This window comes from Kitasatospora sp. NPDC051984 (genome assembly GCF_044593455.1).
Classification (GTDB): domain Bacteria; phylum Actinomycetota; class Actinomycetes; order Streptomycetales; family Streptomycetaceae; genus Kitasatospora.
Genome location: NZ_JBIUCB010000023.1, coordinates 1 through 25,488, shown reverse-complemented (window position 1 = coordinate 25,488; position 25,488 = coordinate 1). Strand labels below are relative to the sequence as shown.

Here is a 25,488-nt window from a genome sequence, read left to right as displayed (position 1 = left end):
CTGTCCGCAGGATCGCGTCCCACGACAATGACCTGCACGTGAACGCGCCCCGAGCAGCAGCTAACGCCCCCGAAGCCGCCGAACCAGAATCGACGCCTCGCCCCGCTGCTCCAGATCCGCGAGCACCACCGAGATCGCCTCGCGCACCACCCGTCCGCGATCGACCGCCAGGCCGTGCTCGCCGCGCAGCACCAGTCGCGCGTGCTCCAGGTCCATCAGTTCCTCGGCGGAGACGTACACGGTGATCTTCTCGTCGTGCCGTTCCCGCCCGGACGGGCGCCGGGCCCGTCCGCGTCCGCGCACCGTCGTGGTCGCCGCCCGCCGCGCCGCCTCGGCGGGGTCCTCCGCGCGCCCCGCAGGGCCGGCAGGGGGCTCCGGCCGGGCGCCCGGGACGTCCGCGGTGCGGCCCGCCCCGGGAGCGCCCTGACCGTCCTTCGAGGGCTCCTGTGCCCCGGCAGGCCCGCCCTTGGAGGGCCCGCCGTTGGCAGGCCCGCCGCCGGAACCGTTTCGCGCGAGCGAGGGCGACAGGGCCATTCCGCCCGTGGACCGGAACAGTTCGTCGGCCCCCGGGAGGCTCACTCGACGGGGCGGCACCGGTCGAGCACCTCCCTGGCGAGCTGACGGTACGCGGCCGCGCCGACCGAGTTGGTGGCGTAGGTGGTGATCGGCTCACCGGCCACGGTGGTCTCGGGGAACCTGACGGTCCGTCCGATGACGGTGTGGAAGACGTGCTCGCCGAACGCCTCGACGACCCGGGCCAGCACCTCGCGCGAGTGCACGGTGCGGGAGTCGTACATGGTGGCGAGGATGCCGTCCAGGCGCAGTTCGGGGTTGAGCCGCTCGCAGACCTTCTCGATGGTCTCGGTGAGCAGCGCGACGCCGCGCAGCGCGAAGAACTCGCACTCCAGCGGCACGATGACGCTGTGAGCGGCCGTCAGGGCATTGACCGTCAGCAGGCCCAGCGAGGGCTGGCAGTCGATGATGACGTAGTCGTAGTCGGGCAGCAGCGGCTTGAGCGCGCGGGCCAGCGCGGACTCGCGGGCGACCTCGCTGACCAGCTGCACCTCGGCGGCGGACAGGTCGATGTTGGACGGCAGCAGGTCCATGCCGGGGATGGCGGTCTTCAGCAGGACCTCATCGGCCGTCAGGCCCCGCTCCATGAGCAGGTTGTAGACCGTGACGTCGAGTTCCATCGGGTTGACGCCGAGGCCGACGGAGAGCGCGCCCTGCGGGTCGAAGTCCACCAGCAGGACCCGGCGGCCGTACTCGGCGAGTGCGGCGCCCAGGTTGATGGTGGAGGTGGTCTTGCCGACTCCGCCCTTCTGGTTGCACATCGCGATGATCTGCGCGGGGCCGTGCTCGGCGACCGGCGCGGGGATCGGGAAGTACGGCAGCGGGCGGCCGGTCGGTCCGACCCGCTCGCGGCGCTGGCGGGCCGCGTCGGGGGCCAGGGTGGCCGCGTACTCGGGGTCGGGCTCGTACTCGGCGTCGGGGTCGTCGTAGGGCCCGTAGCCGAGCTCGTTGTACGCGAGTCCGTACGCCGCGAAGTCGGCGTCGTAGTCGGTGACGGCAGTCGCCGCGCTCTGGCGGGCCTCGAAGGTGCGGACCGCGACCGAGCCGACCTCCTGCGCACCCACCGTGGCGTGCCGGGCTTCCTCGTTCGGCTGCCCGGCGGAGAGCTCCGCCAGTCCTGGCTGACCACCCCCGGGAGCAAATGTCGACTCATTCACAAGTCGTCTTACCTCCTTGGCCATCCAGGACTCTATGTCGATTCGTCAGCGTGGCAGCATGCCAACGGTTTGCGACTCTAGGCCGTTTCGGGCATTCGCAGCAACACAATCCACGGTAGTGGGCACGTTGTGTCGGCCACCCACCCACCCCGTGTCAAGAGACGAGCCTAACGTTTCCGCGCAGGCGGGGGGCCATGAGGGGCCGTCAGGTGGTCTTGTCGACAGAGCGGGTGACAAACCGCACCGGAATTGACCGACCGTGGACACGCCCGGACACCTCTGGACACCGCCGAACACCTCGGCGGAACCCCCCGGACCGGCCGCGGGCATGCCGAAGCCCCCGGACCGAAAGGAAGGACGGCCGGGGGCGACAGCAGGTGCGGGACGTCAGGCGAGGACGCTCTCCAGCGAGACCGACTCCAGGCCGAAGGCCTCGGCGACGGCCGGGAAGGTGATCTGGCCCTCGTGCACGTTCAGGCCCTTGGCGAGCGCGGCGTCGCGGCGCAGCGCGTCCTTCCAGCCACGGTTCGCCAGCTCCACCACGTACGGCAGGGTGGCGTTGGTGAGGGCGTAGGTGGAGGTGTTCGGGACGGCGCCCGGCATGTTCGCCACGCAGTAGAAGACCGAGTTGTGGACCTGGAAGGTCGGCTCGGCGTGCGTGGTGGCGTGCGAGTCCTCGAAGCAGCCGCCCTGGTCGATGGCGATGTCGACGAGCACGGAGCCCGGCTTCATGCGGGAGACCAGCTCGTTGGTGACCAGCTTCGGGGCCTTGGCGCCCGGGATCAGCACGGCGCCGATGACCAGGTCGGCCTCGACGACGGCCTTCTCCAGCTCGAACGAGTTGGAGACGATGGCCTTGATCTTGTTGCCGAAGATCTTGTCGGCCTCGCGCAGCTTGTTGATGTCGCGGTCCAGCAGGGTCACGTCGTAGCCCATGCCGATGGCGATGGTGGCCGCGTGCCAGCCGGAGACGCCACCGCCGATGACGACGGCCTTGGCCGAGTGGGTGCCGGGCACGCCACCGGGCAGGGTGCCGCGGCCGCCGGCCGGACGCATCAGGTGGTACGAGCCGACCTGCGGGGCCAGGCGGCCCGCGACCTCGGACATCGGGGCCAGCAGCGGCAGGGCGCCGTTCGCCAGCTGCACGGTCTCGTACGCGATGGCGGTGGTGCCGGAGGCGAGCAGCGCGTCCGTGCCCGGGCGGTCGGCCGCCAGGTGCAGGTAGGTGAAGAGGGTCTGGCCCTTGCGCAGTCGGTGGTACTCCGACGCGATGGGCTCCTTCACCTTGAGGATCATGTCGGCCGCGGCCCACACCTCGTCGGCGGTGGGGAGGATGGTCGCACCGGCGGCCACGTACTCCTCGTTGGGGATCGAGGAGCCGACACCGGCGTTGTCCTCGATGACGACCTCGTGTCCGTTGCGGACCAGCTCATGCACACCGGCAGGCGTGATGGCCACGCGGTACTCGTGGTTCTTGACCTCGCGGGGGATGCCGACCTTCACGGGCTAACACGTCCTCTTGCATGGGGATTCCTACCGGGGGAAGACCGGCGGGTTGCCGCACACGATGAGCACAACGGGGGCAACCGGTGCATAGATCCATGCGCGACTGAGTTCGAGTGTAATGAAGCCCAGGCAGCGTGTCAGCCTTCCAAAGCGAACAAATCAGCTCGACTCGTTGGCAGATTCGTAGGCTTCCGTGCCTTCTGGGGCCACATTGCGGGATGAACTCCGCACTCAAGACACTACTCCGAAAGCGGACGAAACCCCTCCCGGCCCAGGTGCCGCCGCAGGCGATCGGCCAGCGCCGCGACCCGCTCCTCGCCCTGCGCGTCGCCGGTCCGGCGCAGCACCGCCGCCGCCGAGCGGTACTCGCGCAGCGCCTCCTCGAAGCGCCGCAGCGCGGTGTGCGCCTCCGCCAGCCGCACCAGCAGCCGCGCCTCCGCGACCGGGTCGCCGACCGCCTGCCGCAGCACCAGCGCCCGCCCGTACGCGTCGGCGGCCCGCAGCGGATCGCCGAGCGCCCGGTGGCAGTGGCCGACGCCCTCCAGCGCGCGGGCACAGCCGTCCTCGTCCCCGGCGCCCCGGGACAGCTCCACGGCCCGGCGGTAGCGCTCCGCGGCCTGCTCCCAGCGGTCCGCCTCCGCCTGCAGCTCGGCGAGGTTGAGCAGCGCGGCGGCGGCCCGGCGCGGGGCGCGCTGCCGCTCGGCGACCTTCAGCACCGACTCGTGCAGCGCGTGCAGATCGGCCGGCGCGGCCTCCCCGGTCAGCGGCAGCGCGCGCAGCAGCGCCGCCACCAGCCGGCCCGCGCTGCCGTCCAGGTCGCCCTGGCCGACGGCGTCCGCGACGGCGGTGAGAAGTTGCTCACGCTCCCCCAGCAGCCACTGCCCGGCGTGCGCGGCCGAACGCAGCCGCAGCGGCCCCGGCAGCGGGTCCGGGTTCGGCCCGGCCGCCGGATCCAGCAGCAGCCGCGCCGAATCGACCAGCCGCACCAGCCGCTCCAGCAGCCGGGCCCGGGCCAGCTCCAGCTCGGACGGCCGGTCGATCTCGGTCCGCAGCTCCACCAGCCGCCCGTACAGCCGCCCCGGCACCCGGTAGCGCTCCGTGCCGTCCGCGGCCGCCGGCTCCCGCTCCATCAGTTCCAGCTCCGCCAGTGCCGCCAGATGCGTCCCGGCCTCCGGCGCCGGGCAGCCCACCAACGCCGACGCGGTCCGCAGATCGACCTGCTGACCGGGCGCCAGCGTGCACAGCCGCAACAGCCTCGCCCGGGCCGCCGGAAGGCGCCGGTACGCGGGCTCGAACGCCCCCCGCAGCGGATCGCCCTCCACCACCGGCACGGTGTCCGACTGCTCCGCCCCGTCCGCGCGGGAGCGCTCCCGCACCTGCTCCGGCGGACGACGCAACCGGGCCGCCGCCTCCGTGACGGCCAGCCTCGGCTCCGTCCGCAACCAGCCCGCGGCCAGCCGCAGCGCGGCCGGACGATTCGCACACGCCTCCGCGAGATCGGCCGCGCCCACCGGGTCGCAGGAGATCCGGGTACCGCCGACCAGCTCGGACAGCAACTCGAGCGTGGCCCGGTGTTCCAGGCCGCCCAGGATCACCGGATCGATACCCTCGATACCGGTCAACGGCCCCGAGGTGGTGGCCAGCACCACCGACTCGGTCTTCTCCGCGAGCAGCGGCCACACCTGCCCGGTGTCCCGCACGTCGTCCAGCAACAGCAACGCCCGCCGCGACGTCAGCGCCTCGCGCAGCGCCTCGCACGCCGGATCCTCCTCGGCCGCCCCCGGCAGCAACGCCAGACCCGGCCGCTCACCGAGCTGCTCCAGCAGCCTTCTCGCGGCCCGCCCCGCCCCCACCCGCGTCCCGTCCGGCGCCGACATCCGCGCGTAGAGCAACCCGTCCGGGTACTCCCCCGCCACGCTTCGCGCCCACTCCACGGCCAACGCGGTCCGGCCCGACCCCGGCCGCCCCGCCAACACCAGCAACCGCCCCCGCCCCGACGCGGGCCGGCCCGCGGCCACCCTCAGCGCCGCGAGTTCCGCCGTACGCCCCCCGAACGGCCGGGCGCCCGCAGGCAACGCGTCGAAGATTCCGGCCGCCTCGGCCACCGCCGCCGCATCCCTCGCCACCCGCGCCACTCCCGACCCGTCGCCCAGCCCCCCGGACCCGCACACCGGGCCCTGTCCGCGAAGCGTAGTTCGACCACCCCGCCCTACCCGGACACCCCGGTCCCACCAACCCCCACACCACCCCCCCGGCCCAACCCGCCCACACAAGCCGCACGGAATGCAACGGGCAGTGTGGACACGCTCCCGACCCCCGCCCGTGGGGTCCTGCCGTGCGCCGGCTGGGCCCGGAGCGCGCACTCAGAACGCCCCGCATCGTGAGGTCCTGCCGGATGCCGGCAGGGCCCAGGGCACCGGCGAGCGCCCCCGCCCCGCGGGGTTCTGCCGGGTGCCGACAGGGCCCAGGGCGCCAGCAAGCGACCCCGCCCCGTAGGGTTCTGCCGGGTGCCGGCTGGGCCCGGAGCGCGCACTCAGAACGCCCCGCACCGTGGGGTCCTGCCGGGTGCCGACAGGGCCCGGGACGCCGGCAAGCGCCCCCGCCCCGTGGGGTTCTGCCGGGCGTCGGCAGGGCCCGGGACGCCGGCAAGCGACCCCGCATCGTGGGGTTCTCCCGGGTGCCGACAGGGCCCGGGACGCCGGCAAGCGACCCCGCACCCCTTTAGTTCTGCCGGGCGTCGGCAGGGCCCGGGGCGCCGACGAGCGCCCCCGCCCCGTGGGGTTCTGCCGGGTGCCGACAGGGCCCAGGGCACCGGCGAGCGACCCCGCACCCCTTTAGTTCTGCCGGGTGCCGGGTGGGCCCGCGAAGCGGGGCGGGCGCAGGTGGGCGACCCGACATCCCCTTGAAGCCCCCACCCTCGCGGAGCGGCGTCTCAGAACGGCCGAGCCGGCCAGGGCGCGTCCGCCGGACGGAGGGCGTCGATGCCGCCGCGCGTCAGGGCCGTGTGGAGGGCGAGGGTGCCGGTGACCAGGGTGGGGTTGTGGAGTTCACCGGCCAGGACCAGGTCGAGCAGCTGCTCCAGCGGAACCCACGCGGACTCGAGTTCCAGCTCCTCGCCGTGGGCCGCGTAGCGGTCCCCTTCGGCCTCGGAGAGGTCGGTGGCGAGGAACAGCCGCAGCGCCTCGTTGCTGCCGCCGGGCGAGGTGTAGAAGTCGACCAGTAGCCGCCAGTTCCCCGCCTTGCAGTACGCCTCCTCGAACAGCTCCCGCTGCGCCGCGTGCAGCGGGTTCTCGCCGGGGACGTCCAGCAGCCCGGCGGGGAGTTCCCAGAGCCGGTGCCGGACGGGGTGCCGGTACTGGCGCAGGACCAGGACGCGGGCCTGTTCGTCGACGGCGAGGACGGCCACCGAGCCGGGGTGGAGCTGGTAGTCGCGCTGGGCCCATTTGCCGTCGGGCATCCGCACCTGCTCGGAGCGCATGCCCGTCATCCGGCCCTGGAAGGGCGTGTGCCCGTCCCGGACGTCCCATTCCTCGGCCACGTCGCGCATTCCGGTCACCGGGCACCACCCCTTCTCGTCAGTCAGACACAAAGGACCAATCTAGCGGAGCCGAAGCCCCGACACGCCGAGGCCGCCCGTCCCGGAGCGAACTCCGGGACGGGCGGCCTCAGAACAGCACGGTCTCAAAAGCAGGAGCGTCAGCCGACCTTGCGGTCGATCGCCGCGGCGACCAGGCCCGCGAACAGCGGGTGCGGCCGGGTCGGGCGGGACTTCAGCTCGGGGTGGGCCTGGGTGGCGACCAGGTAGGGGTGGACCTCGCGCGGGTACTCGACGTACTCGACCAGGTCGCCCTTCGGGGAGAGGCCGGAGAACTGCAGGCCGGTCTTCTCCAGGTCCGCGCGGTAGGCGTTGTTGACCTCGTAGCGGTGGCGGTGGCGCTCCTCGACGTACTGCTCGCCGCCGTACACCTCGCGCACGATGGAGCCCTCGGCGAGCTTCGCCGGGTACAGGCCCAGGCGCATGGTGCCGCCCAGGTCGCCCTTGCCGTCGACGATGGCGAGCTGCTCGGCCATGGTGGAGACGACCGGGTGCTTGGCGGCCGGGTCGAACTCGGTGGAGTTCGCCTCGGGCAGGCCGGCCAGGTTGCGGGCGGCCTCGATGACCACGCACTGCAGGCCCAGGCACAGGCCGAGCAGCGGGATCTTGTTCTCGCGGGCGAACGTGATCGCGCCGACCTTGCCGGTGACACCGCGGTCGCCGAACCCGCCGGGGATGCAGATCGCGTCGACGTCACCGAGCTGCTGCTGCGCACCCTCGGGGGTCTCGCAGTCGTCGGAGGTGACCCACTTGATCTCGACCCGGGCGTTGTTGGCGAAGCCGCCGGCGCGCAGCGCCTCGGTCACCGACAGGTAGGCGTCCGGCAGGTCGATGTACTTGCCGACCAGGGCGACCTTGACCACGTGCTGCGGCTCGTGGACGCGGCGCAGCAGGTCGTCCCAGGTGGTCCAGTCGACGTCGCGGAACGGCAGGTCGAGGCGGCGCACCACGTAGGCGTCCAGGTTCTCGGCGTGCAGCACCTTGGGGATGTCGTAGATCGACTTGGCGTCGATCGCGGCGACCACGGCCTCTTCGTCGACGTCGCACATCAGCGAGATCTTGCGCTTGATGGCCTGCGGCACCTCGCGGTCGGCGCGCAGCACGATCGCGTCGGGCTGGATGCCGATGTTGCGCAGCGCGGCCACCGAGTGCTGGGTGGGCTTGGTCTTGAGCTCGCCGGACGGGCCGATGTAGGGCAGCAGCGACACGTGCACGAAGAAGACGTTGTCGCGGCCGACCTCGTGGCGGACCTGGCGGACGGCCTCCAGGAACGGCAGCGACTCGATGTCGCCGACGGTGCCGCCGACCTCGGTGATGACCACGTCGACGTCCTCGGTCGCCATGCGGCGGATCCGGGACTTGATCTCGTTGGTGATGTGCGGGATGACCTGGACGGTGTCGCCGAGGTACTCGCCGCGCCGCTCCTTGGCGATCACGGTGGAGTAGACCTGGCCGGTGGTGACGTTCGCCGAGCCGTGCAGGTTGGTGTCGAGGAAGCGCTCGTAGTGACCGATGTCGAGGTCGGTCTCGGCGCCGTCGTCGGTGACGAAGACCTCACCGTGCTGGAACGGGTTCATGGTGCCCGGGTCCACGTTGAGGTAGGGGTCGAGCTTCTGCATCGTCACGCGCAGGCCGCGGGCCTTGAGAAGCGCGCCGAGGCTCGAGGCGGTGAGGCCCTTGCCGAGCGAAGAGGCGACACCCCCGGTGACGAAGAGGTGCTTGGTCGTCACGGCGCGGCCGTTGGCCGACTTGCCGGAATGGGGCTGTGCCAAGAGGGGGCTCCCGTGGGTGTCGTGTCGGAGAGTGACGCCGGTGGAGGGGCTACCCGGCCCTCGTTCCCACCAGTTCCACGGGATACCAGCGTATCAGTGCCCCGGCGAGTGCTCGCCCGCGTCCGGGTGGGCGGGGCCCCGGCGGGTCGTCCGGACGGGTCGTCCGGGGGGTCGGGAAAGGGCCTGGAGGGCATGCGGCGCACGGGGTGCGGGCAGGCGGGCGGGGGAATCCGGACGCGCCCGAAACACCCGAATCATCGTATTCTGCTCAAACGTCGACATCCTCGCCCGACCCCCGACCCGTGCGCACCGCCGCCGCCGGGGCACGCTGGGCCGCTGGGAACGGAGAGCCATGGCCGGTCGCATCGAGGACTACGCGCTCATCGGGGACATGCAGACGGCCGCGCTGGTCCGCCACGACGGCGCCGTCGACTGGCTGTGCCTGCCGCGGTTCGACTCGCCCGCGGTGTTCGCGGGGCTGCTCGGCACCGACGAGCACGGGTTCTGGCGGATCGGCCCGGCGCTGCCCGTAGAGCCGCCGCCCGCCGCCACCCCGCCGAGCCGGGGCCTGCTGGACGCCGCCGAGCCGCCCGTCCCGCCGGTGACCGCCGCCGCACCCGCGCTGCCCTGCGACCGGCGCCGATACCGGGGCGACTCGCTGATCCTGGAGCAGGAGTGGGACACCCAGGGCGGCACCGTCCGGGTGATCGATTTCATGCCGCCGCGCCACCTGCTCGGCACGCCTGACGTGCCGCAGATGATCCGCATCGTGGAGGGCCTGGCCGGCACCGTCCGGATGCGCTCGGCGGTGCGGATGCGGTTCAGCTACGGCCGGATCGTGCCCTGGGTGCACCGGGTGGAGCAGCCCGGCGGCGGCGGGCACCGCACCGTCGCGGTGGCCGGCCCCGACTCGGTGTGGCTGGACGGCCGGGCCGAGACCTACGGCCGCGACCTGACCACGTACGCCGACTTCACCGTCACCGAGGGTGAGCGGATCGCCTTCGGGCTGACCTGGAAGGCCTCGCACGAGCCGGCCCCGGCGCCGCCGGACGCCGAGGACGCGCTGAAGTCCACCGAGCGGTTCTGGCGCGAGTGGGTCGAGCAGTGCCGCTACCGGGGCCCCTACCGGGAGGCCGTGGTCCGCTCGCTGATCACCCTGAAGGCGCTCACCTACGCCCCGACCGGCGGCATCGTCGCCGCCCCCACCACCTCACTGCCCGAGGACCTCGGCGGCGAACGCAACTGGGACTACCGCTACACCTGGCTGCGGGACGCCGCGATCACGCTGTCCTCGCTGCTGCGCACCGGCTACCGCGAGGAGGCCCGCGCCTGGCGCGAGTGGCTGCTGCGCGCGGTGGCCGGCGACCCGGAGAACCTGCAGATCATGTACGGCATCGCCGGCGAGCGCGAACTCACGGAGTCCTCGCTCGACTGGCTGCCCGGCTACGAGGACTCCCGCCCGGTCCGGGTCGGCAACGGCGCCGCCGGGCAGCTCCAGCTCGACGTGTACGGCGAGGTCGTCGAGGCACTGCACCTGGCCACCATGTCGGGCCTGGCCCGGCACGACCACGCCCACCAGCTCCAGCTGCGCCTGATCGAGTACCTGGAGGACCACTGGCGCAACCCCGACGAGGGCATCTGGGAGGTCCGCGGCCCGCGCCGGCACTTCGTGCACTCCAAGGTGATGGCCTGGGTCGCCGTCGACCGCACCCTCAAGCTGCTGGAGCAGCTGGAGAACGTGCCGCCGGGCCTGGCGGAGCGCTGGCAGAAGCTGCGCGCCGAGATCCACGCGGACGTGTGCGCCAAGGGCTACGACCCGGACCGCAACACCTTCACCCAGTACTACGGCGGCAAGGAGCTGGACGCCTCACTGCTGCTGATCCCGCAGGTCGGCTTCCTGCCGCCGGACGACAAGCGGGTGATCGGCACCATCGAGGCGATCCAGCGCGAACTGTCCACCGAGGACGGCTTCGTGCTGCGCTACCCGACGCACGACGAGCAGGGCAACAACGTCGATGGCCTGTCCGGACACGAAGGGGCGTTCCTGGCCTGCTCGTTCTGGCTGGCCGACGACCTGGCGATGATCGGCCGGGTCGGCGAGGCCCGCGAGCTGTTCGAACGGCTGCTGGCGCTGCGCAACGATCTGGGGCTGCTCGCCGAGGAGTGGGATTCGCGGACGCGCCGTCAGGTCGGCAACTTCCCGCAGGCGTTCAGCCACGTGCCGCTGATCGACACGGCGCTGCGGCTGACCGCCGCGGGCGGGCTGGACCTGTCGTCGCACTGACACCCCGTCACTGCTGACGCTGCACCAGTTCGTCGTAGATGGACAGCACCTGGGCGACGGTAGCCGCCTCGTCCGGCCAGGTGCGGGCCTGGGCGTGGCCGGCGTCCGCGAGTTCGGCGCACCGCTTGTCGTCGGCGAGCAGCTCACGGACGGCGCCGCCGAGCGCCTGCGGGTCGGCGAACGGGACCAGGACGGCGGCGTCGCCGACGAGTTCGGGGATGCCGCCGACGGCGGTGGCGACCACCGGCACGCCGGCCCGCATCGCCTCCTGGGCGACCAGCGAGCGGGCCTCCCAGCGGGAGGAGAGCACCACCAGGTCGGCGGCGGCCAGCAGGTCGGGGATGTCGGTGCGGTGGCCGAGCACCTCCACGGGCAGCTTCTCGGCGCGCACCCGCTCGGCCAGCGCCTGCCGTTCGGGGCCGTCGCCGGCCAGCAGCACGTGCGGCATCGGTTCGTCGGGGGCGGCGAAGTGCGGGACGGCGTCCAGCAGCAGCGAGAAGCACTTCTGCGGGACCAGGCGGCCGATCGCCAGCACCACGGGGCGGCCGTCGTCGATGCCGGGCAGCGCGGCCCGGGCCGCGGCGCGGTCGAGTTCGGCGGGCGGCAGCGGCGGGGCGGCGACCGGGCCGAGCCGGGCGTCGGTGGCGCCGAGTTCACGGGCCCGGGCGACCAGGTCGGAGGAGGCGCCGAGTACCAGGTCGGCGGCCCGCACCACGCGGCGTTCCATCAGGCGTTGCAGCCGGCGGTCCAGGCCGGTGGAGAGCAGCGCGTGGTGCGAGGTGACCACCAGCGGGGTCTCCGGGCGGATGCCGGGGAACCGGCCCGCGGTGCGCAGCGCCAGGTCGGACAGCAGGCCGGCCCGCAGCCCGTGCGCGTGGACGACGTCGGCGCCGGTGAAGGCGCGGCGCAGCTCACCGATCGCGACGGTGTCGGAGCGGGCCCCCGAGGTGGGGGTGATGTCCACGGTGTGCAGGCGGGCGCCGGCCGCGGAGAACCCGTAGCGGCGGTCGGCGCCCTCGGGCGCGCAGACCGTGACCGTCACCCCGTGGGCGACCAGACCCTGCGTCAGGGAGCGTACGTGCGCGCCGATCCCGCCCGTCGCGGCGGCCAGGACGAGCACCACATGCAACTGGGGGGCCGCGGTGGCCCGGGCGGCGGAATGGTCCACGTCGTCTTCGCTCCGACTCGTAGTCAGCTGGTTTCCGCTCGCCACGATGCCAGGTCTCTCGCCCTCTTGGACAGTCGGCACCGCTGCGGCGCGTCGCCCGGCCGTACGGGCCGGGCGACGCGTGCGGGGGCGGGGCGGGGTCAGCCCCGGGCGGTGCGGGCGGCCGCCAACAGTTCCTCGGCGTGTGCCCGGCCGAGCTCGGAGTCCTCCAGGCCGGCCAGCATCCGGGACAGCTCGCGCACCCGTTCCTCGTCGTTGAGGGTCTTCACGCCGCTGCGGGTGACGGTGCCGTCGTTGGTCTTCTCCACCACCAGGTGCCGGTCGGCGAACGCGGCGACCTGCGGCAGGTGGGTCACCACCACCACCTGGGCGCTGCGGGCGAGCTTGGCCAGGCGGCGGCCGATCTCCACGGCGGCCTTGCCGCCGACGCCCGCGTCGACCTCGTCGAACAGGTAGGTCGGCACCGGGTCGGCGCCCGCGAACACCACCTCGACGGCCAGCATGACGCGGGACAGCTCGCCGCCGGAGGCGCCCTTGGCGATCGGGCGGGGCTGCGCGCCGGGGTGCGGGGCGAGCAGCACCTCGACCTCGTCCACGCCGTGCGCGCCGTAGGAGACGGTGCGGCCCTCGATCTCGATGCCGGACAGGTCGTCGACCTGGCTGATCGCGAAGGTCACCCGGGCGTGCGGCATGGCGAGTTCGGCGAGCTCGCCGGAGACGGCGGCGGCGAACTTGTCGGCGGCGGCGTGCCGGGCGTGCGACACCTCGGCCGCCAGGTCGGCCAGCTGGGCGCGCAACTCGGTCTCCTGCGCGCCGAGTTCGTCGATCCGCTCGTCGTCGCCGTCGAGTTCCAGCAGCCGCACCGAACCGGCCTCGGCCCAGGCGACCACCTCGGCGAGGGTGCCCTCGGTGCCGGAGTACTTGCGGACCAGGTGGGCGAGGACGGCGCGGCGGTCCTCGACGGCGGCCAGGCGCACCGGGTCGGCGTCCAGGTCGTCGGCGTACCCGGCGAGGTCGCCGGCCACGTCGGCGAGCAGGTAGCCGACCTCGCCGAGGCGGTCGGCGAGCTGCGCGAGGCGCTCGTCGTGGTGCCGGACGGCGTCCACGGCGCGGCGGGCCTGGGCGAGCAGGGTGCCGGCGTCCACGGCCTCCGGGTCGGCGGGGTCGCCCGCCAGCGCGGCGTGCGCGAGCGTCGCGGCGGAGGACAGCGCGTCGGCGTGGCCGAGGCGCTCCGCCTCCACGGCCAGTTCGGCGTCCTCCCCGGCGACGGGTTCGGCGGCGGCGATCTCCTCCAGGCCGAAGCGCAGCAGGTCGGCCTCCTGGGCGCGTTCCCGGGCCCGGGTGGTCAGCTCCTCCAGCGTCGCGGACACCTCGCGCAGGGTGCGGTACACCTCGCGGTAGCGGGCCAGCGGCTCCGCGACGGCCTCGCCCGCGTACCGGTCGAGCGCGCCGCGCTGCCGGGACGGGCGCAGCAGCCGCTGCTGGTCGGTCTGGCCGTGCACGGCGATCAGGTCCTCGCCGAGCTCGGCGAGCAGCCCGACCGGCACCGAGCGGCCGCCGACGTGCGCCCGGGAGCGGCCCTCGGCGGAGACGGTACGGCTGATCAGCAGTTCGCCGTCGTCGAGTTCGGCGCCCGCCTCCTGGGCCCGGGCCACCACCGGCGAGGCCGGGTCGAGCGCCAGCCGGCCCTCGACGACGGCCCGCTCGGAGCCGTTCCGTACCAGCGCCGGGTCGGCCCGGCCACCGAGCAGCAGCCCGAGGCTGGTCACCACCATGGTCTTGCCGGCGCCGGTCTCGCCGGTGACGGCGGTGAAGCCGGGGGCGAGTTCGACCACCGCGTCGTCGATGACACCCAGATCCCGTATCCGCATCTCGTCCAACACGGAGACGACCTTACGAGGTTCCACCGTCGGCGCGCGACGACCGCCCCCCGGTTCACCCGGAGGTGGCGGCCGGAACGGGCACCGTGAGGCGCGGCAGGAAGAACTGCACCAGCGGGCCGATGGCCAGCGCGTAGGCGACCGTGCCGACGCCGAACGTCCCGCCGAGGGCGATGCCGGCGGCCAGCACGGTCAACTCGATGCCGGTGCGGATCAGTCGCACGGAACGGCCGGTACGCCGGTGCAGGCCGGTCATCAGGCCGTCCCGCGGGCCGGGGCCGAGCCGCGCCCCGATGTACAGGCCGGTCGCCACGGCGTTCAGCACGATGCCTGCCACCAGCAGCGGGATCCGGGCGGCGAGCGCGTGCGGGTGCGGCAGCAGCGCCAGCGTGGCGTCCATCGCGACGCCAAGGACGGCCACGTTGCCGACCGTGCCGACGCCCGGTTTCTGCCGCAGCGGTATCCACAGCAGCAGCACCAGCACGCCGACCAGCGTCACCCAGGTGCCGACGCTCAGGCCGAGGTGCCGGGCCAGGCCCTGGTGGAAGACGTCCCACGGGTTGCCGCCCAGCGAGGAGCGCAGCACCAGGGCCATCGAGACGCCGTACAGCACCAGGCCCGCGGCGAGCTGGACAACCCGGCGGGGCAGGTCGGTGGAGCGGGCGAACAAAGGCAGGGAGACCGCCATCGGGTGGACCTCTTCTCGTACGGTGCTTGCCGTTCCTCGGCACTGGACGCCACTATGGGCAGTCCAAAAGGGCACCCGACAGGGCCAATCCGATCCGAGTGGACTGATTTCCGATGGCCGAGTGGCACAGCACCCTGACCCCGCACGCCCTCGCCCGCCAGCTGCCCCCGGCGGACGGCCGCCACCCCGCCTACCGCGCACTCGCCGACCGGGTCTCCCGGCTGGTCGCCGACGGCCGCCTCCCGGCCGGCACCCGGCTGCCCGCCGAACGCGAACTCGCCGCCGAACTCCGGCTCAGCCGCACCACCGTCGCCGCCGCGTACGAGGCACTGCGCGCCGACGGCTTCCTGCGCTCCCGGCGCGGCGCCGGCTCCTGGACGGCCCTGCCCGAAGGCACCCGGCCGCCCGCCGACGCCCTGCACCCGCTCGGCCCCGACCGCCCCGGCAGCGAACTCGACCTCGGCCTCGCCGCGCCCATCGCCCCGCCCCAGCTCGCCGAGGCCGCCGCCCACGCCCTCGAGCGGCTGCCCGCCTACGCCTGCGGCCACGGCACCTACCCGACCGGCCTGCCCGTCCTGCGCGAAGCCGTCGCCCGCCGCTTCACCGAACGCGGCCTGCCCACCGGCCCCGACCAGATCCTGATCACCACCGGCGCGATGAGCGCCCTCCACCTCGCCCACCACGCACTGCTCACCCGCGGCGACCGGGTCGCCGTCGAAGCACCCAGCTACCCCAACACGCTGCGCGCCCTGGACCGCCACGGCGCCCGCCTGGTACCCGTCCCGTTCGCCACCGACCATGCCGGGCAAGCGGGTTGGGACCTCCCCCAGTGGCAACGCGTGCTCCGCGGCGCCGCCCCCAAACTCGCGTACACCATCCCCGACTTCCAGAACCCCACCGGCGCCCTGATCGACGAGGACCAGCGCCGCGCCCTGCTCGCCCACGCCCGCGCCGCCGGCACCGCCGTCCTCGCCGACGAGACCTGCGCCGAACTCGGCTGGGGCGTCGCCGACTCCGACCTGCCCCGCCCGCTCGCCGCACTCGACCGCGACGCCCGGGTGATCACCGTCGGCTCGGCGGGCAAACTGCTCTGGCCCGGCCTACGGATCGGCTGGCTGCGCACCCAACCGTCCCTGGTCCGTCAACTCGCCACCGACCGGGCCCTGTTCGACCTCGGCACCCCGGTCCTCGACCAGCTGATCACCACCCGCCTGCTGACCCACCACCTCCCCGCCGTCCGCGCCGAACGCCACGCCGGCCTGCGCGCCACCGCCGAGGCCTTCGCCGCCGCCCTGCCCCAGCACTTCCCCCACTGGCGCTTCACCCTCCCACCCGGCGGCCTCGCCCTCTGGGTGGCCACCCCCGGCCTCCCCGCCACCGCCCTCGCCCGAGCCGGCGAACGCCTCGGCGTCCGCATCGCCTCCGGCGCCCGCTTCGGCATCGACGGCGCGTTCGAGGAGTACCTCCGCCTCCCCCTCACCCTCCCCGCCACCCACGTCCCCGACGCCCTCCACCGCATCACCGAGGCCGCCGAACTCGCCCGCAAGGAGCGCTTCGCGACAGCGGATCCGGAGCCGTGCAGCCTCTGAACCCAGCGGGTAAAGGACGCGAAACGCAGGCGGGCGCGAAAACAGGGGCGCGGGGAACTGCGCGAAGGGGAAAGCACTCGTCGGAAAGATCGCGACCCAGGACAATGACTTGCACGTGGTCGCGACCCTACGGACAGGTTGGCGCTTGTCGCGCAATCAGGCCGTTCCCGAGCGCCCGCGCCAGCCTGTCACCGGCAGCGCGAACTTCGCGACCAGCCGGTCCGTGAACGGCGCCCGGTGCAGCCGCGCCAAGCGGACCGGCGTCTTGCCCCGGCGGACCTCCACCCGTGCCCCGGCCGGGAGTTCGACCGAGCGCCGCCCGTCGCACCACAGCACCCCGTGAGGCGTTTTCGGCTGCACCTCGACGGCCAGCACCGAGTCCGGCGACGTCACCAGCGGACGGGCGAACAGCGCGTGCGCACTGATCGGCACCATCAGCAGCGCCTCCACCTCCGGCCACACCACCGGCCCGCCACCGGAGAACGCGTACGCCGTGGAGCCGGTGGGCGTCGAAAGCACCACGCCGTCGCAGCCGAAGTTCGACACCGGGCGGCCGTCCACCTCGGTGACGACCTCCAGCATCCGCTCGCGTGCCGCCTTCTCCACCGAGGCCTCGTTGAGTGCCCAGTCCTCGTGCAGCACATCGCCGTTGGTGCGGACGAGGACGTCGATGGTCATCCGCTCCTCGACGGCGTAGTCGGCGTCCACCACCCGGTCGACCACCGTCGCCAGGTCGTCGCGCTCGGCCTCGGCGAGGAAGCCGACCCGGCCGAGGTTGATGCCGAGCATCGGCAGCCCGGATTCGCGGGCCAGTTCCGCCCCCCGCAGCAGCGTGCCGTCCCCGCCCGCGACCAGGATCAACTCGCAGCCGTCGGCCGCGCCCGGGCCGCCCGGCACCAGCTCCACCCCGTCCGGCAGATCCAGGCCCACCGCCTCCGCCTCCAGCAGCCGGATCCGGATCCCCGCCTTCAGCAGGCCGTCCACCAGCCCTTCCACACTGCGCAGGGCGGCCTCCCGGCCGGTGTGCGCGATCAGGAAGACCGTACGACGATCGCTCATTGCCCGCTGCCCTCTCCCTACGCCCGCCGGACCTTGCTGGCCCGGTCGTGGCATGCCAGTCTGCGCAACGCTCGGACGCCTGCCAAGTACCCTACTTGGGGCCCTCCGCCACGGCCCGGTCCGCGTCGGCCGGATCCAGCTGCTCCGCATCCCGGCGCAGCCACAGGAAATACTCCACGTTCCCCGACGGCCCGGGCAGCGGCGACGCCGTCACCGCCCGCACGCCCAGGCCCAACTGCCAGGCCTGCGACGCCACCTGGCGGATCGTCTCGGCCCGCAGCTCCGGCGAACGCACCACGCCGCCCGAGCCCAGCCGGTCCTTGCCGATCTCGAACTGCGGCTTCACCATCAGCACCAGGTCCGCGTCCGGCGCCGCGCAACCGGCCAGCGCCGGCAGCACCAGGCCCAGCGAGATGAACGACAGGTCGCCCACCACCAGGTCGACGAGCGTCCCGCCGATCAGCTCCGGCGTCAGCTCCCGCACGTTGGTGCGGTCCATCACCGTCACCCGCTCGTCGCTCTGCAGCGACCACGCGAGCTGCCCGTAGCCGACGTCCACCGCCAGCACATGCGCCGCGCCCGCGCGCAGCAGCACATCGGTGAAGCCGCCGGTGGACGCCCCCGCGTCCAGCGCGAGCCGGCCCTCCACCACCAGGCCCTGCGGGACGAACGCGGCGAACGCGCCCGCCAGCTTGTGGCCGCCCCGCGACACGTAGTCCGGGTCCGCGTCGTCCTTCGCGACCACCACGGCCGCCGCCGTCTCCACCTGCGTGGCCGGCTTCGTCGCCACCGTGCCGCCCACCGTCACCCGGCCCGCCGCGATCAGTTCGCTCGCATGCTCCCGCGACCGGGCCAGCTTCCGCCGCACCAGCTCCGCATCCAGACGGCGTCGTGCCACTGCCACTACTACGTCAGCTCCCACATTCCGCAATCGTCACTCGCGGTCCAGCGCCGCGAGGGTCGCGGCGAGCCGCGCATGAACATCTTCGTACACCTCGACCAGCTCCCCTGCCCCCACCCCGTCCGTCTCCCCCAGCCGGGCCAGCGCCTCGTCCACCTCGGACTCGCCCGTCCACCGCACCTCACTCACCGTCGGTGCCCCCTGGCTCCGGCTTCGCGGCGGGCTTCCGCGCGGGCGCCTTCTTCGCGGTCGTGGCCTTGCCGGGTGCGGCCTTCTTCGCGGTCGCGGTCTTCTTGGCCGGTGCGGCCTTCTTCACGGCGGCCTTCTTCACGGCGGCCTTCTTCGCGGCGGCCTCGTTCACGGCGGCCTTGTTCGCCGCGGCGGGCAGCGGGGCGGACGGGCTGTCGGCGGTGGCCTTCTTGGTCACGGTCTTCTTCGCGGCCGTCTTCTTCGCGGCGGCCTTCTTCGCCACCGTCTTCGGCGTCACGGCCGCGCCGCCCTCCGTCGGGGCCTTACGCGGCACCGAGCGCTTCGCCGCGGCCTGCTTGGCCGCCGCGCCCTTGCGGGCGGTCGCCTTGCGGGGCGCCGGGGTGGCGGCCGGTGCCGTGTTCGTCGGCTGCCCGGCCGCCCCGTCCGACGCCTCGTCGGCGGGCGCGGGCTCCGCGTCCCACCCGGCGCCGAACAGGCCCTGGGCCCGGGCGGCCGGGCGGACCGTCGGCTCCTCCGGCTTCTCCTCGGGCTCGGGTACGGTCGGCTCGTCGACCTCGCGCAGCTTCGACTCGATGAAGCTCAGCACCACGCCGACCTTCACCACCTGGTCGCCGACCTTCTCGAACACCCTCTCGGCCTCGTTCTTGACGACGCCCGCGACCAGGTCCACCCCGGCCCGCCCGGCCGTCACCGTCTCCTCGGCCAGCACCCGCAACTGCTCGACCCCGGGCGGCAGTTCACCGGTCCGCTGGATCAGCCCCTCGGCCGCGCCCAACACCCGACGGCTCGCCTCCTCGGCGAGCTCCGTCGCGACCACCACCACACCCCGCACCGCATCCCGCAGCATCCGAACCGCCTCCTCCGCGGGCACCGACTGCCCGCACTGACGCTACCCCGTCCTACGCCGGCCCGTACCCGCCCGCACCACCCGCCCCACGGTCGGCCCCCGGTCACCCCCGCCCGGCCGCCCCGCCCGCCCGGCGCGTTAGCGTGGAACGCCCCACCTATCACCGAGACAGGAGTACGCCGCACCCATGGTCACCATCGAGGAGTGCCGCCGCGCACTGGAGCAGCTCAGCCGCAACCTCGCCGGCGCGAACGGCGACGTCCGCAAGGCCACCGCCCTCGACCGGTCGCTCAGCTGCCACCTCACCGACCTCGGCCTGACCTTCACCGGGCGGCTCACCGACGGGCAGCTCACCGGCATCACCGAAAACCCCGGAGCCCCCACCGCCAAGGCCGACATCCGGCTCACCACCACCGGCGACGACCTGGTCGCCCTGGTCGACGGCAAGCTGGCGTTCCCCACCGCCTGGGCCACCGGCCGCCTCAAGCTGGACGCGAGCTTCCTCGACCTGCTGCGCCTGCGCAGCCTGCTCTGACGCCTGCGCTCACCCGCAGGACTGCGCCTGCTGCGGGGCCATGACCTCGGTCCTGCCGAAGGCCATCACCACATCGGCGACCCCGGTCGGGCGGTGCACCCGCAGCACCACCCGGCCCTGCAGAAAGCCCCGCGGACAGAGGGCGTAGAAGCGTCGGCCACCGCCTTCCGCACGACCCTTCCACGTCCCCGCATCATCCCCCCCTGGACGATCCGAAGCAGTGCTCCCGGGATACCCGCCCGGCTGATCGTCAACTCACAGCGCTGCCAACGCCTTTGACGTCTCGGGGGCCGCCCCGTTCGCGTCCGCCCACGTCCACGCCGCCGCGCACAGCGCCCGCAGCGCGTCGATCCGCTCGCCGCCGCCGTCCAGGGTCAGCGCGCCGCCGTCCACGCCGGCCTCCCAGCCGCCGCAGGCGAACCGGCCGTCGACCGGCTCCGACACCTCGGGCTGCGGCTCCAGCAGGCCGCGCAGGTCGTCCGACAGGTAGGTCGGGCGGTGCTGCACGGGGGCGGCGAGCAGCAGTTCGGGGGTGGTGACGCCGGTGAAGACCAGCAGCGAGTCCACGCCGCCGTTGAACGCGCCCTCGATGTCGGTGTCGAGGCGGTCGCCGACCACCAGCGGACGCGTCGCGCCCGTCCGCAGGACTGTCTCCCGGTGCATCGGCGGCAGCGGCTTGCCCGCCACCTCCGGCGTCACGCCCGTCGCCGCCGACACGGCCGCCACCAGCGTCCCGTTGCCGGGCGCGATGCCGCGCGCGGTCGGAATCGACATGTCGGTGTTCGACGCCACCCACGGCAGGCCCCGGCCCACCGCGTACGAGGCCTCCGCGAGGTCCGCCCAGCCGACCGACGGGTCGTAGCCCTGCACCACCGCCGCCGGGTCGTCGTCCAGGGAACGCACCGGCACCAGCCCGCGCTCCTCCAGCGCCTCCACCAGCCCGGCTCCGCCGATCACCAGCACCCGCGAACCCGCCGGAACCTTCTCCGACACCACCCGCGCCGCCGCCTGCGCCGAGTTGATCACATCGGCGGGCTCGGCCGGCACCCCCAGCTCCGACAGGTGCTCCGCCACCACCCGCGGCGGCCGCGAGGCGTTGTTCGTCACGTACGCCAGCCGCATCCCGGCCGCCCGCGCCCGCTCCAGGGACTCCACCGCGTGCACGATCGCGTGCGGCCCGGCGTACACCACCCCGTCGAGGTCCAGCAGCGCCGTGTCGTACGCCTCCGTCAACGCCACCGCGCTACCCTGCGGCACGCTCCGCACCATCACAGCTCTCCACTCACCTCGAACGATCGAACACCCGCAACCTTAGGACCCGTCCGGCTCCTCAGGCGGCGCCAAGTACCCCGGTGCCCCCGGCCGCAGCGGACCGAACGCCCCCGCCCGGGCCGCCAGCGTCGCCCGGGTCTGCCGCAGCGCCGCCCGGTAGTGCTTGTTGCCGGGCTGCATCGCGACCGCCAGCGCCAGGTGCTCCGCCGAGGACTCGAAGTCCCCCAGCCGGGCCGCCGCCACGCCCCACCCGAACTGCGCGTAGTCGTCCGACGGGTCCGCCTCCGCCACCGTCCGGAAACTCGCCAGCGCCGCCGCGTACTGCCCGGCGTCGAACTGCGCCCGCGCCAGCGCCTCCCGGATCGACCGCGACCCGGGCTCCGCCTCCGCCGCCCGCGCCAGCAGCTGCACCGCCGCCGCCGGGTGCCGCTCCTCCAACAGCCGCACCCCGCGCCGGAACCAGTCGTACACCCCGCCGCCGGGCGCCCCCGCCGCACTTCCCGAAGAGGCCTCCGCGCCGTCGCCGTCGTGGCTCCCGTAGCTCATCCGCAACTCCCCGCTCTCCTGGTCGGCGCCCACCGCCCCGCCCGCAACCGGAACGGCCGCGTGCATCGCGATCTCCCAACAAGGAGTACCCGGCTAACATGCCCAGGATGAGCGCCCCTCGTGCCGAAATCGGCAACGAGCCCTCGGGCGGCCCCGGAGACCCCGGGCACGTCGCCACCGCAGGGCTGTCCCTGTCCCCGTTCCGCGGCCTGCGCTACGACCCCCAGAAGGTCGGCGACCTGGCCGCGGTGACCTCACCCCCCTATGACGTGGTGGACCCCGGACGGCGCCAGGACCTGGAGACCTCGGACCCGCACAACATCGTCCGACTCATCCTGCCGCGCCCCGAACCGGAGGACTCCGGCCTCCGCCCCGACCGCGACACCCGCTACCGGCACGCAGCCCGCCTGCTGCGCGACTGGCGCGAACAGGGCATCCTCACCGCCGACCCCCGGCCCGCCCTGTACGTCTACGAGCAGCACTCCCCCACCGGCGACCTGCAACGCGGCCTGATCGGCGCCCTCGCCGTCAGCGGCGCCGAAACGGGCGTCGTCCTCCCCCACGAGGACGTCATGCCCAAGCCCGTCGCCGACCGGGTCGGCCTGATGCGCACCACCCGCGCCAACCTCGAGCCCCTGCTGCTCACCTACCGCGGCCACGGCCGCGCCGCCGAGGTCGTCGAACGCACCGCCGCCGGCGAACCACTGCTGCACGTCACCACCAGCGACGGCACCCACCACCGGCTGTGGGCCGTCACCGCCCCCGCCGACCTGGCCGCCGTCAGCCGCGACCTCGCCACCTGCCGCGCCCTCATCGCCGACGGCCACCACCGCTGGGAGATGTACCTGCGGCTCCAGCGCGAACACCGCCACCTGCCCCGCAGCCCCTGGGACCGCGGCCTGGTCCTGCTCGTCGACACCGACCGCTACCCGCTGCGGGTCCGCGCCATCCACCGCGTCCTGCACCGCCTGCCGCTGCACGCCGCGATCGCCGCCCTCGACCCCGACGTCTGGCAGCTCACCGAACTCCCCGGCTCCCTCGACGACGCCCTCAAGGCCCTCGGCGAGGCCCGCACGGACGCCCGCAACGCCTTCGTCCTCACCGCCGGCGACGACCGCTACCTGCTGCTCACCGGCCCCGACGAACGCACCCTCGACGCCACCGTCCGCACCGACCGCCCCGAGGAATGGCGTCACCTCGACGCCACCGTCCTGCACGCCACCCTGCTCGACCGCACCTGGCACGTCCCCGACAGCCCCGAGCACATCGGCTACCTGCACTCCCCCGAGGCCGCCGTCCGCGAGGCCGCCCGCACCGGTGGCACCGCCGTACTGCTCCACCCCGTCGAGGAACGCGTGGTCCGCCGCCTCGCCGAGCAGGGCGTCACGATGCCCCGCAAGTCCACCTCCTTCGGCCCCAAACCGGCCACCGGACTGGTTCTGCGCTCCCTCGAACTCGGCTGACCCGAACCCGCGCAGCACGCAGAACGGCCCCCGCTCCTACCCGGAACGGGGGCCGTCTGACTGCCAGTTGAGAATCAGGCCTGCTTCGGCTTCTTCTCCTCGAAGGAGTCCTCGTCGTACTCCTCGTCGATCTCGAGGTCGTCGTCGTCGTAGAACTCCTCGACGTCCTCCTCGTCCTCGAAGATCATCCGGTCGTCGCCGATGTCGTCCTTGTTGACCGGCTTGCGGGCCGGCTCCTCGGACTCCACGGCCTCGGCCTCGGCGTCCTCGTCCAGCGCGTCGGTGAACTCCACGCCGTCGATCTCCGCCAGCCGCTCGGACGCGTTGGTCGAACCGTCCGAGTCGGCCTCCACGGCCTTCACGAACCACTCGCGGGCCTCGTCGGCCCGACCCGCCGCGATCAGCGCGTCGGCGTACGCGTAGCGCAGGCGCGCCGTCCACGGGTGGATCGCCGAGGACGCCAGCTCCGGGCTCTGCAGCGTCACCACGGCCGCGTCGAACTGCTCCAGGTCCGCGCGGGCACCCGCCGCGACCAGGCGCATCTCGACCTGACCGGCCTTGTCCAGCTGCTTCGTCTCGGGCTCGCCGGCCATCGCCAGCGCCCGCTCCGGACGGCCCAGACCACGCTCGCAGTCCGCCATCACCGGCCACAGGTCCACCCGGCCGGTCATCCGCCGCGCCGCACGGAACTCGGTCAGCGCCTCGGAGTACCGCTGCGTCATGTACGACGCGAAGCCGGCCGCCTCACGGACGCTCGCCACACGCGACGCCAGCCGCAGCGCGACGCGCGAGTAGTTGTAGGCCTCCTCCGGCTCGCTGTCGAGCAGCCGCGCGACCATCACCAGGTTGCGCGCCACGTCGTCGGCGAGGGTCTTCGGCAGGCTCTTCAGGTCCTGACGGACATCCGCGTCGATCTCGAACCCGGTCACGTCGTCCGGGATCGGCAGCCGGCGCACCGGCTCCATCCGACGCTCGTCCTGGTCGCGGTTGAACCCGCCACGGTCGTCCCGGCCACCCCGGTAGCCACCGCGGTCGCCGCGGTCGTCACGGGAACGGAACCCGCCACGGTCACCGCGGTCGTCCCGACGGAAGCCGCCACGGTCGCCCTGCGGGCGGTCGCCACGGTCGCTGCGGTAGCCGCCGCCCTGGGGACGGTCGCTGCGGTAGCCGCCGCCCTGGGGACGGTCGCCGCGGTCGTCGCGACGGAACCCACCCTGCGGACGGTCGCCACGGTCGTCACGGCGCTCGAACCCACCGGTGCGCTGCGGACGGTCGTAGCCGCCACGCTCGTCCCGGTCCCGCCCGTACGACGGACGGTCCTCACGCGGACGGAACCCACCCTGCGGGCGGTCCCCACGGTCGTCACGACGGAAGCCACCCTGCGGACGGTCGCCGTACGACGGACGGTCGCCACGGTCACTGCGGTAGCCGCCGCCCTGGGGACGGTCGCCACGGTCGCTGCGGTAGCCGCCGCCCTGGGGACGGTCGCCACGGTCGTCACGACGGAAGCCACCCTGCGGGCGGTCACCGTACGACGGACGGTCGCCACGGTCACTGCGGTAACCGCCACCCTGCGGACGGTCACCACGGTCATCACGACGGAAGCCACCCTGCGGACGGTCCTCCCGACGGAAGCCGCCACGGTCGCCCTGCGGACGCTCGTCACGGCCGCGGAAGCCGCCGCCCTGGGGACGGTCGCCACGGTCGTCACGGCGGAAGCCGCCCTGCGGGCGGTCGCCGTACGACGGACGGTCGCCACGGTCACTGCGGTAACCGCCACCCTGGGGACGGTCACCGCGGTCGTCACGACGGAAGCCGCCACCCTGCGGACGGTCGCCACGGTCATCGCGGCGGAAGCCGCCGCCCTGGGGGCGGTCGCCGTACGACGGGCGGTCGCCACGGTCGCTGCGGTAACCACCGCGGTCGGCGCCACGGTCGCCGCGGTCGTCACGACCGCGGTAGCCGCCGCCTTCGCCACGGTCGTCACGACGCGGGCCGCGGTCGTTCGACCAGCCCCCGCGCGACCTGGGCTCGTAGCCCCGGCCGCCGTCGTTACGGCGCTCGGGCCGGTCCTGGGGCGGGTTCGACATGCTGGTGACTCCTGTCTGCACACTGCTGGCTCTAGAGGCGCCACTGCCGATCCATCGACACCAGCGCGCGATCCGGACGACCCCCGAACCCCACCAGGGCCCGGTCCGTCCGTTACATCCGTCTTGTCCATTGTCCGGCACACGAGCGAGCACCGCGCCCGGGTGCCCGACCGCCGTCTGCCGGCCGTCTGTGTTCGGCTGAAAAAGCCCAACAAAAAAGGCCGAGGCCCCAGCTCATCGCTGGGGCCTCGGCCTTTTGAAGAATTGTTCGGCGGCGTCCTACTCTCCCACAGGGTCCCCCCTGCAGTACCATCGGCGCTGTGAGGCTTAGCTTCCGGGTTCGGAATGTAACC

20 protein-coding genes and 1 rRNA gene are annotated in these 25,488 nt (G+C 73.7%); 4 read left to right on the top strand and 17 right to left on the bottom strand.

Annotated features, from left to right (window positions below):
- Window positions 1-60: 60 nt before the first annotated feature.
- The 6 genes from ACIHEI_RS30675 to ACIHEI_RS30650 form a co-directional block, all read right to left on the bottom strand.
- On the bottom strand, window positions 61-579 hold the full coding sequence (locus ACIHEI_RS30675; RefSeq protein ID WP_387868368.1) for a hypothetical protein: 519 nt from the start codon (window positions 577-579) through the stop codon (window positions 61-63).
- The gene (locus tag ACIHEI_RS30670; RefSeq protein WP_387636889.1) at window positions 576-1,637 is read right to left on the bottom strand and encodes a ParA family protein; all 1,062 of its coding nucleotides are present in this window, start codon (window positions 1,635-1,637) and stop codon (window positions 576-578) included. The genes ACIHEI_RS30675 and ACIHEI_RS30670 overlap by 4 nt, the downstream gene beginning before the upstream one ends.
- Window positions 1,638-2,117: 480 nt before the next feature.
- Window positions 2,118-3,233, bottom strand: coding sequence for an alanine dehydrogenase (gene ald / locus ACIHEI_RS30665; protein WP_100586047.1), 1,116 nt, complete (start codon window positions 3,231-3,233; stop codon window positions 2,118-2,120).
- Window positions 3,234-3,475: 242 nt separating this feature from the next.
- On the bottom strand, window positions 3,476-5,362 hold the full coding sequence (locus tag ACIHEI_RS30660) for a tetratricopeptide repeat protein (protein ID WP_396608994.1): 1,887 nt from the start codon (window positions 5,360-5,362) through the stop codon (window positions 3,476-3,478).
- A gap of 806 nt (window positions 5,363-6,168) precedes the next feature.
- On the bottom strand, window positions 6,169-6,783 hold the full coding sequence (locus ACIHEI_RS30655; RefSeq protein WP_387636891.1) for an NUDIX domain-containing protein: 615 nt from the start codon (window positions 6,781-6,783) through the stop codon (window positions 6,169-6,171).
- Window positions 6,784-6,932: 149 nt separating this feature from the next.
- Window positions 6,933-8,603, bottom strand: a complete 1,671-nt coding sequence (locus ACIHEI_RS30650; protein WP_392955598.1) for a CTP synthase — start codon at window positions 8,601-8,603, stop codon at window positions 6,933-6,935.
- 352 nt (window positions 8,604-8,955) lie between these two features.
- On the opposite strand from ACIHEI_RS30650, the gene ACIHEI_RS30645 reads away from it, so the two are divergent.
- Window positions 8,956-10,887: a glycoside hydrolase family 15 protein gene (locus tag ACIHEI_RS30645; protein WP_396608993.1), complete on the top strand. Its 1,932-nt coding sequence runs from the start codon at window positions 8,956-8,958 to the stop codon at window positions 10,885-10,887.
- A gap of 7 nt (window positions 10,888-10,894) precedes the next feature.
- On the opposite strand, the gene ACIHEI_RS30640 is transcribed toward ACIHEI_RS30645, so the two are convergent.
- From ACIHEI_RS30640 to ACIHEI_RS30630, 3 genes are all read right to left on the bottom strand, one after another.
- Window positions 10,895-12,055, bottom strand: a complete 1,161-nt coding sequence (locus ACIHEI_RS30640; protein ID WP_396608992.1) for a glycosyltransferase family 4 protein — start codon at window positions 12,053-12,055, stop codon at window positions 10,895-10,897.
- Between the two features lie 140 nt (window positions 12,056-12,195).
- Window positions 12,196-13,926 carry a DNA repair protein RecN gene (gene recN / locus ACIHEI_RS30635; RefSeq protein WP_392955628.1) on the bottom strand — a complete coding sequence of 577 codons (1,731 nt, stop codon included), beginning with the start codon at window positions 13,924-13,926 and terminating at the stop codon, window positions 12,196-12,198.
- Between the two features lie 64 nt (window positions 13,927-13,990).
- Entirely contained in the window at window positions 13,991-14,623 is a 633-nt protein-coding gene (locus ACIHEI_RS30630) for a YitT family protein (protein ID WP_387636722.1), read from the bottom strand.
- A 113-nt stretch (window positions 14,624-14,736) separates the two neighbouring features.
- Between ACIHEI_RS30630 and ACIHEI_RS30625 the strand changes: the two genes are divergently transcribed.
- Window positions 14,737-16,212, top strand: coding sequence for a PLP-dependent aminotransferase family protein (locus ACIHEI_RS30625; RefSeq protein ID WP_396608991.1), 1,476 nt, complete (start codon window positions 14,737-14,739; stop codon window positions 16,210-16,212).
- A 156-nt stretch (window positions 16,213-16,368) separates the two neighbouring features.
- On the opposite strand, the gene ACIHEI_RS30620 is transcribed toward ACIHEI_RS30625, so the two are convergent.
- From ACIHEI_RS30620 to ACIHEI_RS30605, 4 genes are all read right to left on the bottom strand, one after another.
- A complete protein-coding gene (locus ACIHEI_RS30620; RefSeq protein WP_387636726.1) occupies window positions 16,369-17,271 on the bottom strand; it encodes an NAD kinase in 903 nt (300 codons plus the stop codon).
- A 91-nt stretch (window positions 17,272-17,362) separates the two neighbouring features.
- Entirely contained in the window at window positions 17,363-18,169 is an 807-nt protein-coding gene (locus tag ACIHEI_RS30615; RefSeq protein ID WP_387636728.1) for a TlyA family RNA methyltransferase, read from the bottom strand.
- A gap of 36 nt (window positions 18,170-18,205) precedes the next feature.
- Window positions 18,206-18,361, bottom strand: coding sequence for a hypothetical protein (locus tag ACIHEI_RS30610; protein WP_387868380.1), 156 nt, complete (start codon window positions 18,359-18,361; stop codon window positions 18,206-18,208).
- Entirely contained in the window at window positions 18,354-19,229 is an 876-nt protein-coding gene (locus ACIHEI_RS30605; protein WP_396608990.1) for a hypothetical protein, read from the bottom strand. The genes ACIHEI_RS30610 and ACIHEI_RS30605 overlap by 8 nt, the downstream gene beginning before the upstream one ends.
- Before the next feature lie 187 nt (window positions 19,230-19,416).
- Here ACIHEI_RS30605 and ACIHEI_RS30600 point away from each other — a divergent pair, with 187 nt between their 5' ends.
- Entirely contained in the window at window positions 19,417-19,764 is a 348-nt protein-coding gene (locus ACIHEI_RS30600; protein WP_392955611.1) for an SCP2 sterol-binding domain-containing protein, read from the top strand.
- 255 nt (window positions 19,765-20,019) lie between these two features.
- On the opposite strand, the gene ACIHEI_RS30595 is transcribed toward ACIHEI_RS30600, so the two are convergent.
- Together ACIHEI_RS30595 and ACIHEI_RS30590 are read right to left on the bottom strand one after the other, a co-directional pair.
- Entirely contained in the window at window positions 20,020-21,033 is a 1,014-nt protein-coding gene (locus ACIHEI_RS30595) for an HAD-IIA family hydrolase (protein ID WP_396608989.1), read from the bottom strand.
- 42 nt (window positions 21,034-21,075) lie between these two features.
- Complete coding sequence (locus ACIHEI_RS30590; RefSeq protein WP_387636746.1) at window positions 21,076-21,648, bottom strand: tetratricopeptide repeat protein; 573 nt, start codon at window positions 21,646-21,648, stop codon at window positions 21,076-21,078.
- 41 nt (window positions 21,649-21,689) lie between these two features.
- On the opposite strand from ACIHEI_RS30590, the gene ACIHEI_RS30585 reads away from it, so the two are divergent.
- Window positions 21,690-23,045, top strand: coding sequence for a DUF1015 family protein (locus ACIHEI_RS30585; RefSeq protein WP_396608988.1), 1,356 nt, complete (start codon window positions 21,690-21,692; stop codon window positions 23,043-23,045).
- 74 nt (window positions 23,046-23,119) lie between these two features.
- On the opposite strand, the gene ACIHEI_RS30580 is transcribed toward ACIHEI_RS30585, so the two are convergent.
- Both ACIHEI_RS30580 and rrf read right to left on the bottom strand, forming a co-directional pair.
- Entirely contained in the window at window positions 23,120-23,992 is an 873-nt protein-coding gene (locus tag ACIHEI_RS30580; RefSeq protein WP_387636896.1) for a tetratricopeptide repeat protein, read from the bottom strand.
- A gap of 1,409 nt (window positions 23,993-25,401) precedes the next feature.
- Window positions 25,402-25,488: ribosomal RNA gene (rrf, locus tag ACIHEI_RS30575) — 5S ribosomal RNA — on the bottom strand; the annotation flags it as partial.

What these genes read in the sequence shown, in the direction of transcription:
- ACIHEI_RS30655 (WP_387636891.1), bottom strand. Translation starts at nt 6,783, where the DNA reads ATGCGCGACGTGGCCGAGGAATGGGACGTCCGGGACGGGCACACGCCC.
- ACIHEI_RS30645 (WP_396608993.1), top strand. Translation starts at nt 8,956, where the DNA reads ATGGCCGGTCGCATCGAGGACTACGCGCTCATCGGGGACATGCAGACG.
- recN (WP_392955628.1), bottom strand. Translation starts at nt 13,926, where the DNA reads ATGCGGATACGGGATCTGGGTGTCATCGACGACGCGGTGGTCGAACTC.
- ACIHEI_RS30630 (WP_387636722.1), bottom strand. Translation starts at nt 14,623, where the DNA reads ATGGCGGTCTCCCTGCCTTTGTTCGCCCGCTCCACCGACCTGCCCCGC.
- ACIHEI_RS30625 (WP_396608991.1), top strand. Translation starts at nt 14,737, where the DNA reads ATGGCCGAGTGGCACAGCACCCTGACCCCGCACGCCCTCGCCCGCCAG.
- ACIHEI_RS30620 (WP_387636726.1), bottom strand. Translation starts at nt 17,271, where the DNA reads ATGAGCGATCGTCGTACGGTCTTCCTGATCGCGCACACCGGCCGGGAG.
- ACIHEI_RS30605 (WP_396608990.1), bottom strand. Translation starts at nt 19,229, where the DNA reads ATGCTGCGGGATGCGGTGCGGGGTGTGGTGGTGGTCGCGACGGAGCTC.
- ACIHEI_RS30600 (WP_392955611.1), top strand. Translation starts at nt 19,417, where the DNA reads ATGGTCACCATCGAGGAGTGCCGCCGCGCACTGGAGCAGCTCAGCCGC.
- ACIHEI_RS30595 (WP_396608989.1), bottom strand. Translation starts at nt 21,033, where the DNA reads ATGGTGCGGAGCGTGCCGCAGGGTAGCGCGGTGGCGTTGACGGAGGCG.
- ACIHEI_RS30590 (WP_387636746.1), bottom strand. Translation starts at nt 21,648, where the DNA reads ATGCACGCGGCCGTTCCGGTTGCGGGCGGGGCGGTGGGCGCCGACCAG.
- ACIHEI_RS30585 (WP_396608988.1), top strand. Translation starts at nt 21,690, where the DNA reads ATGAGCGCCCCTCGTGCCGAAATCGGCAACGAGCCCTCGGGCGGCCCC.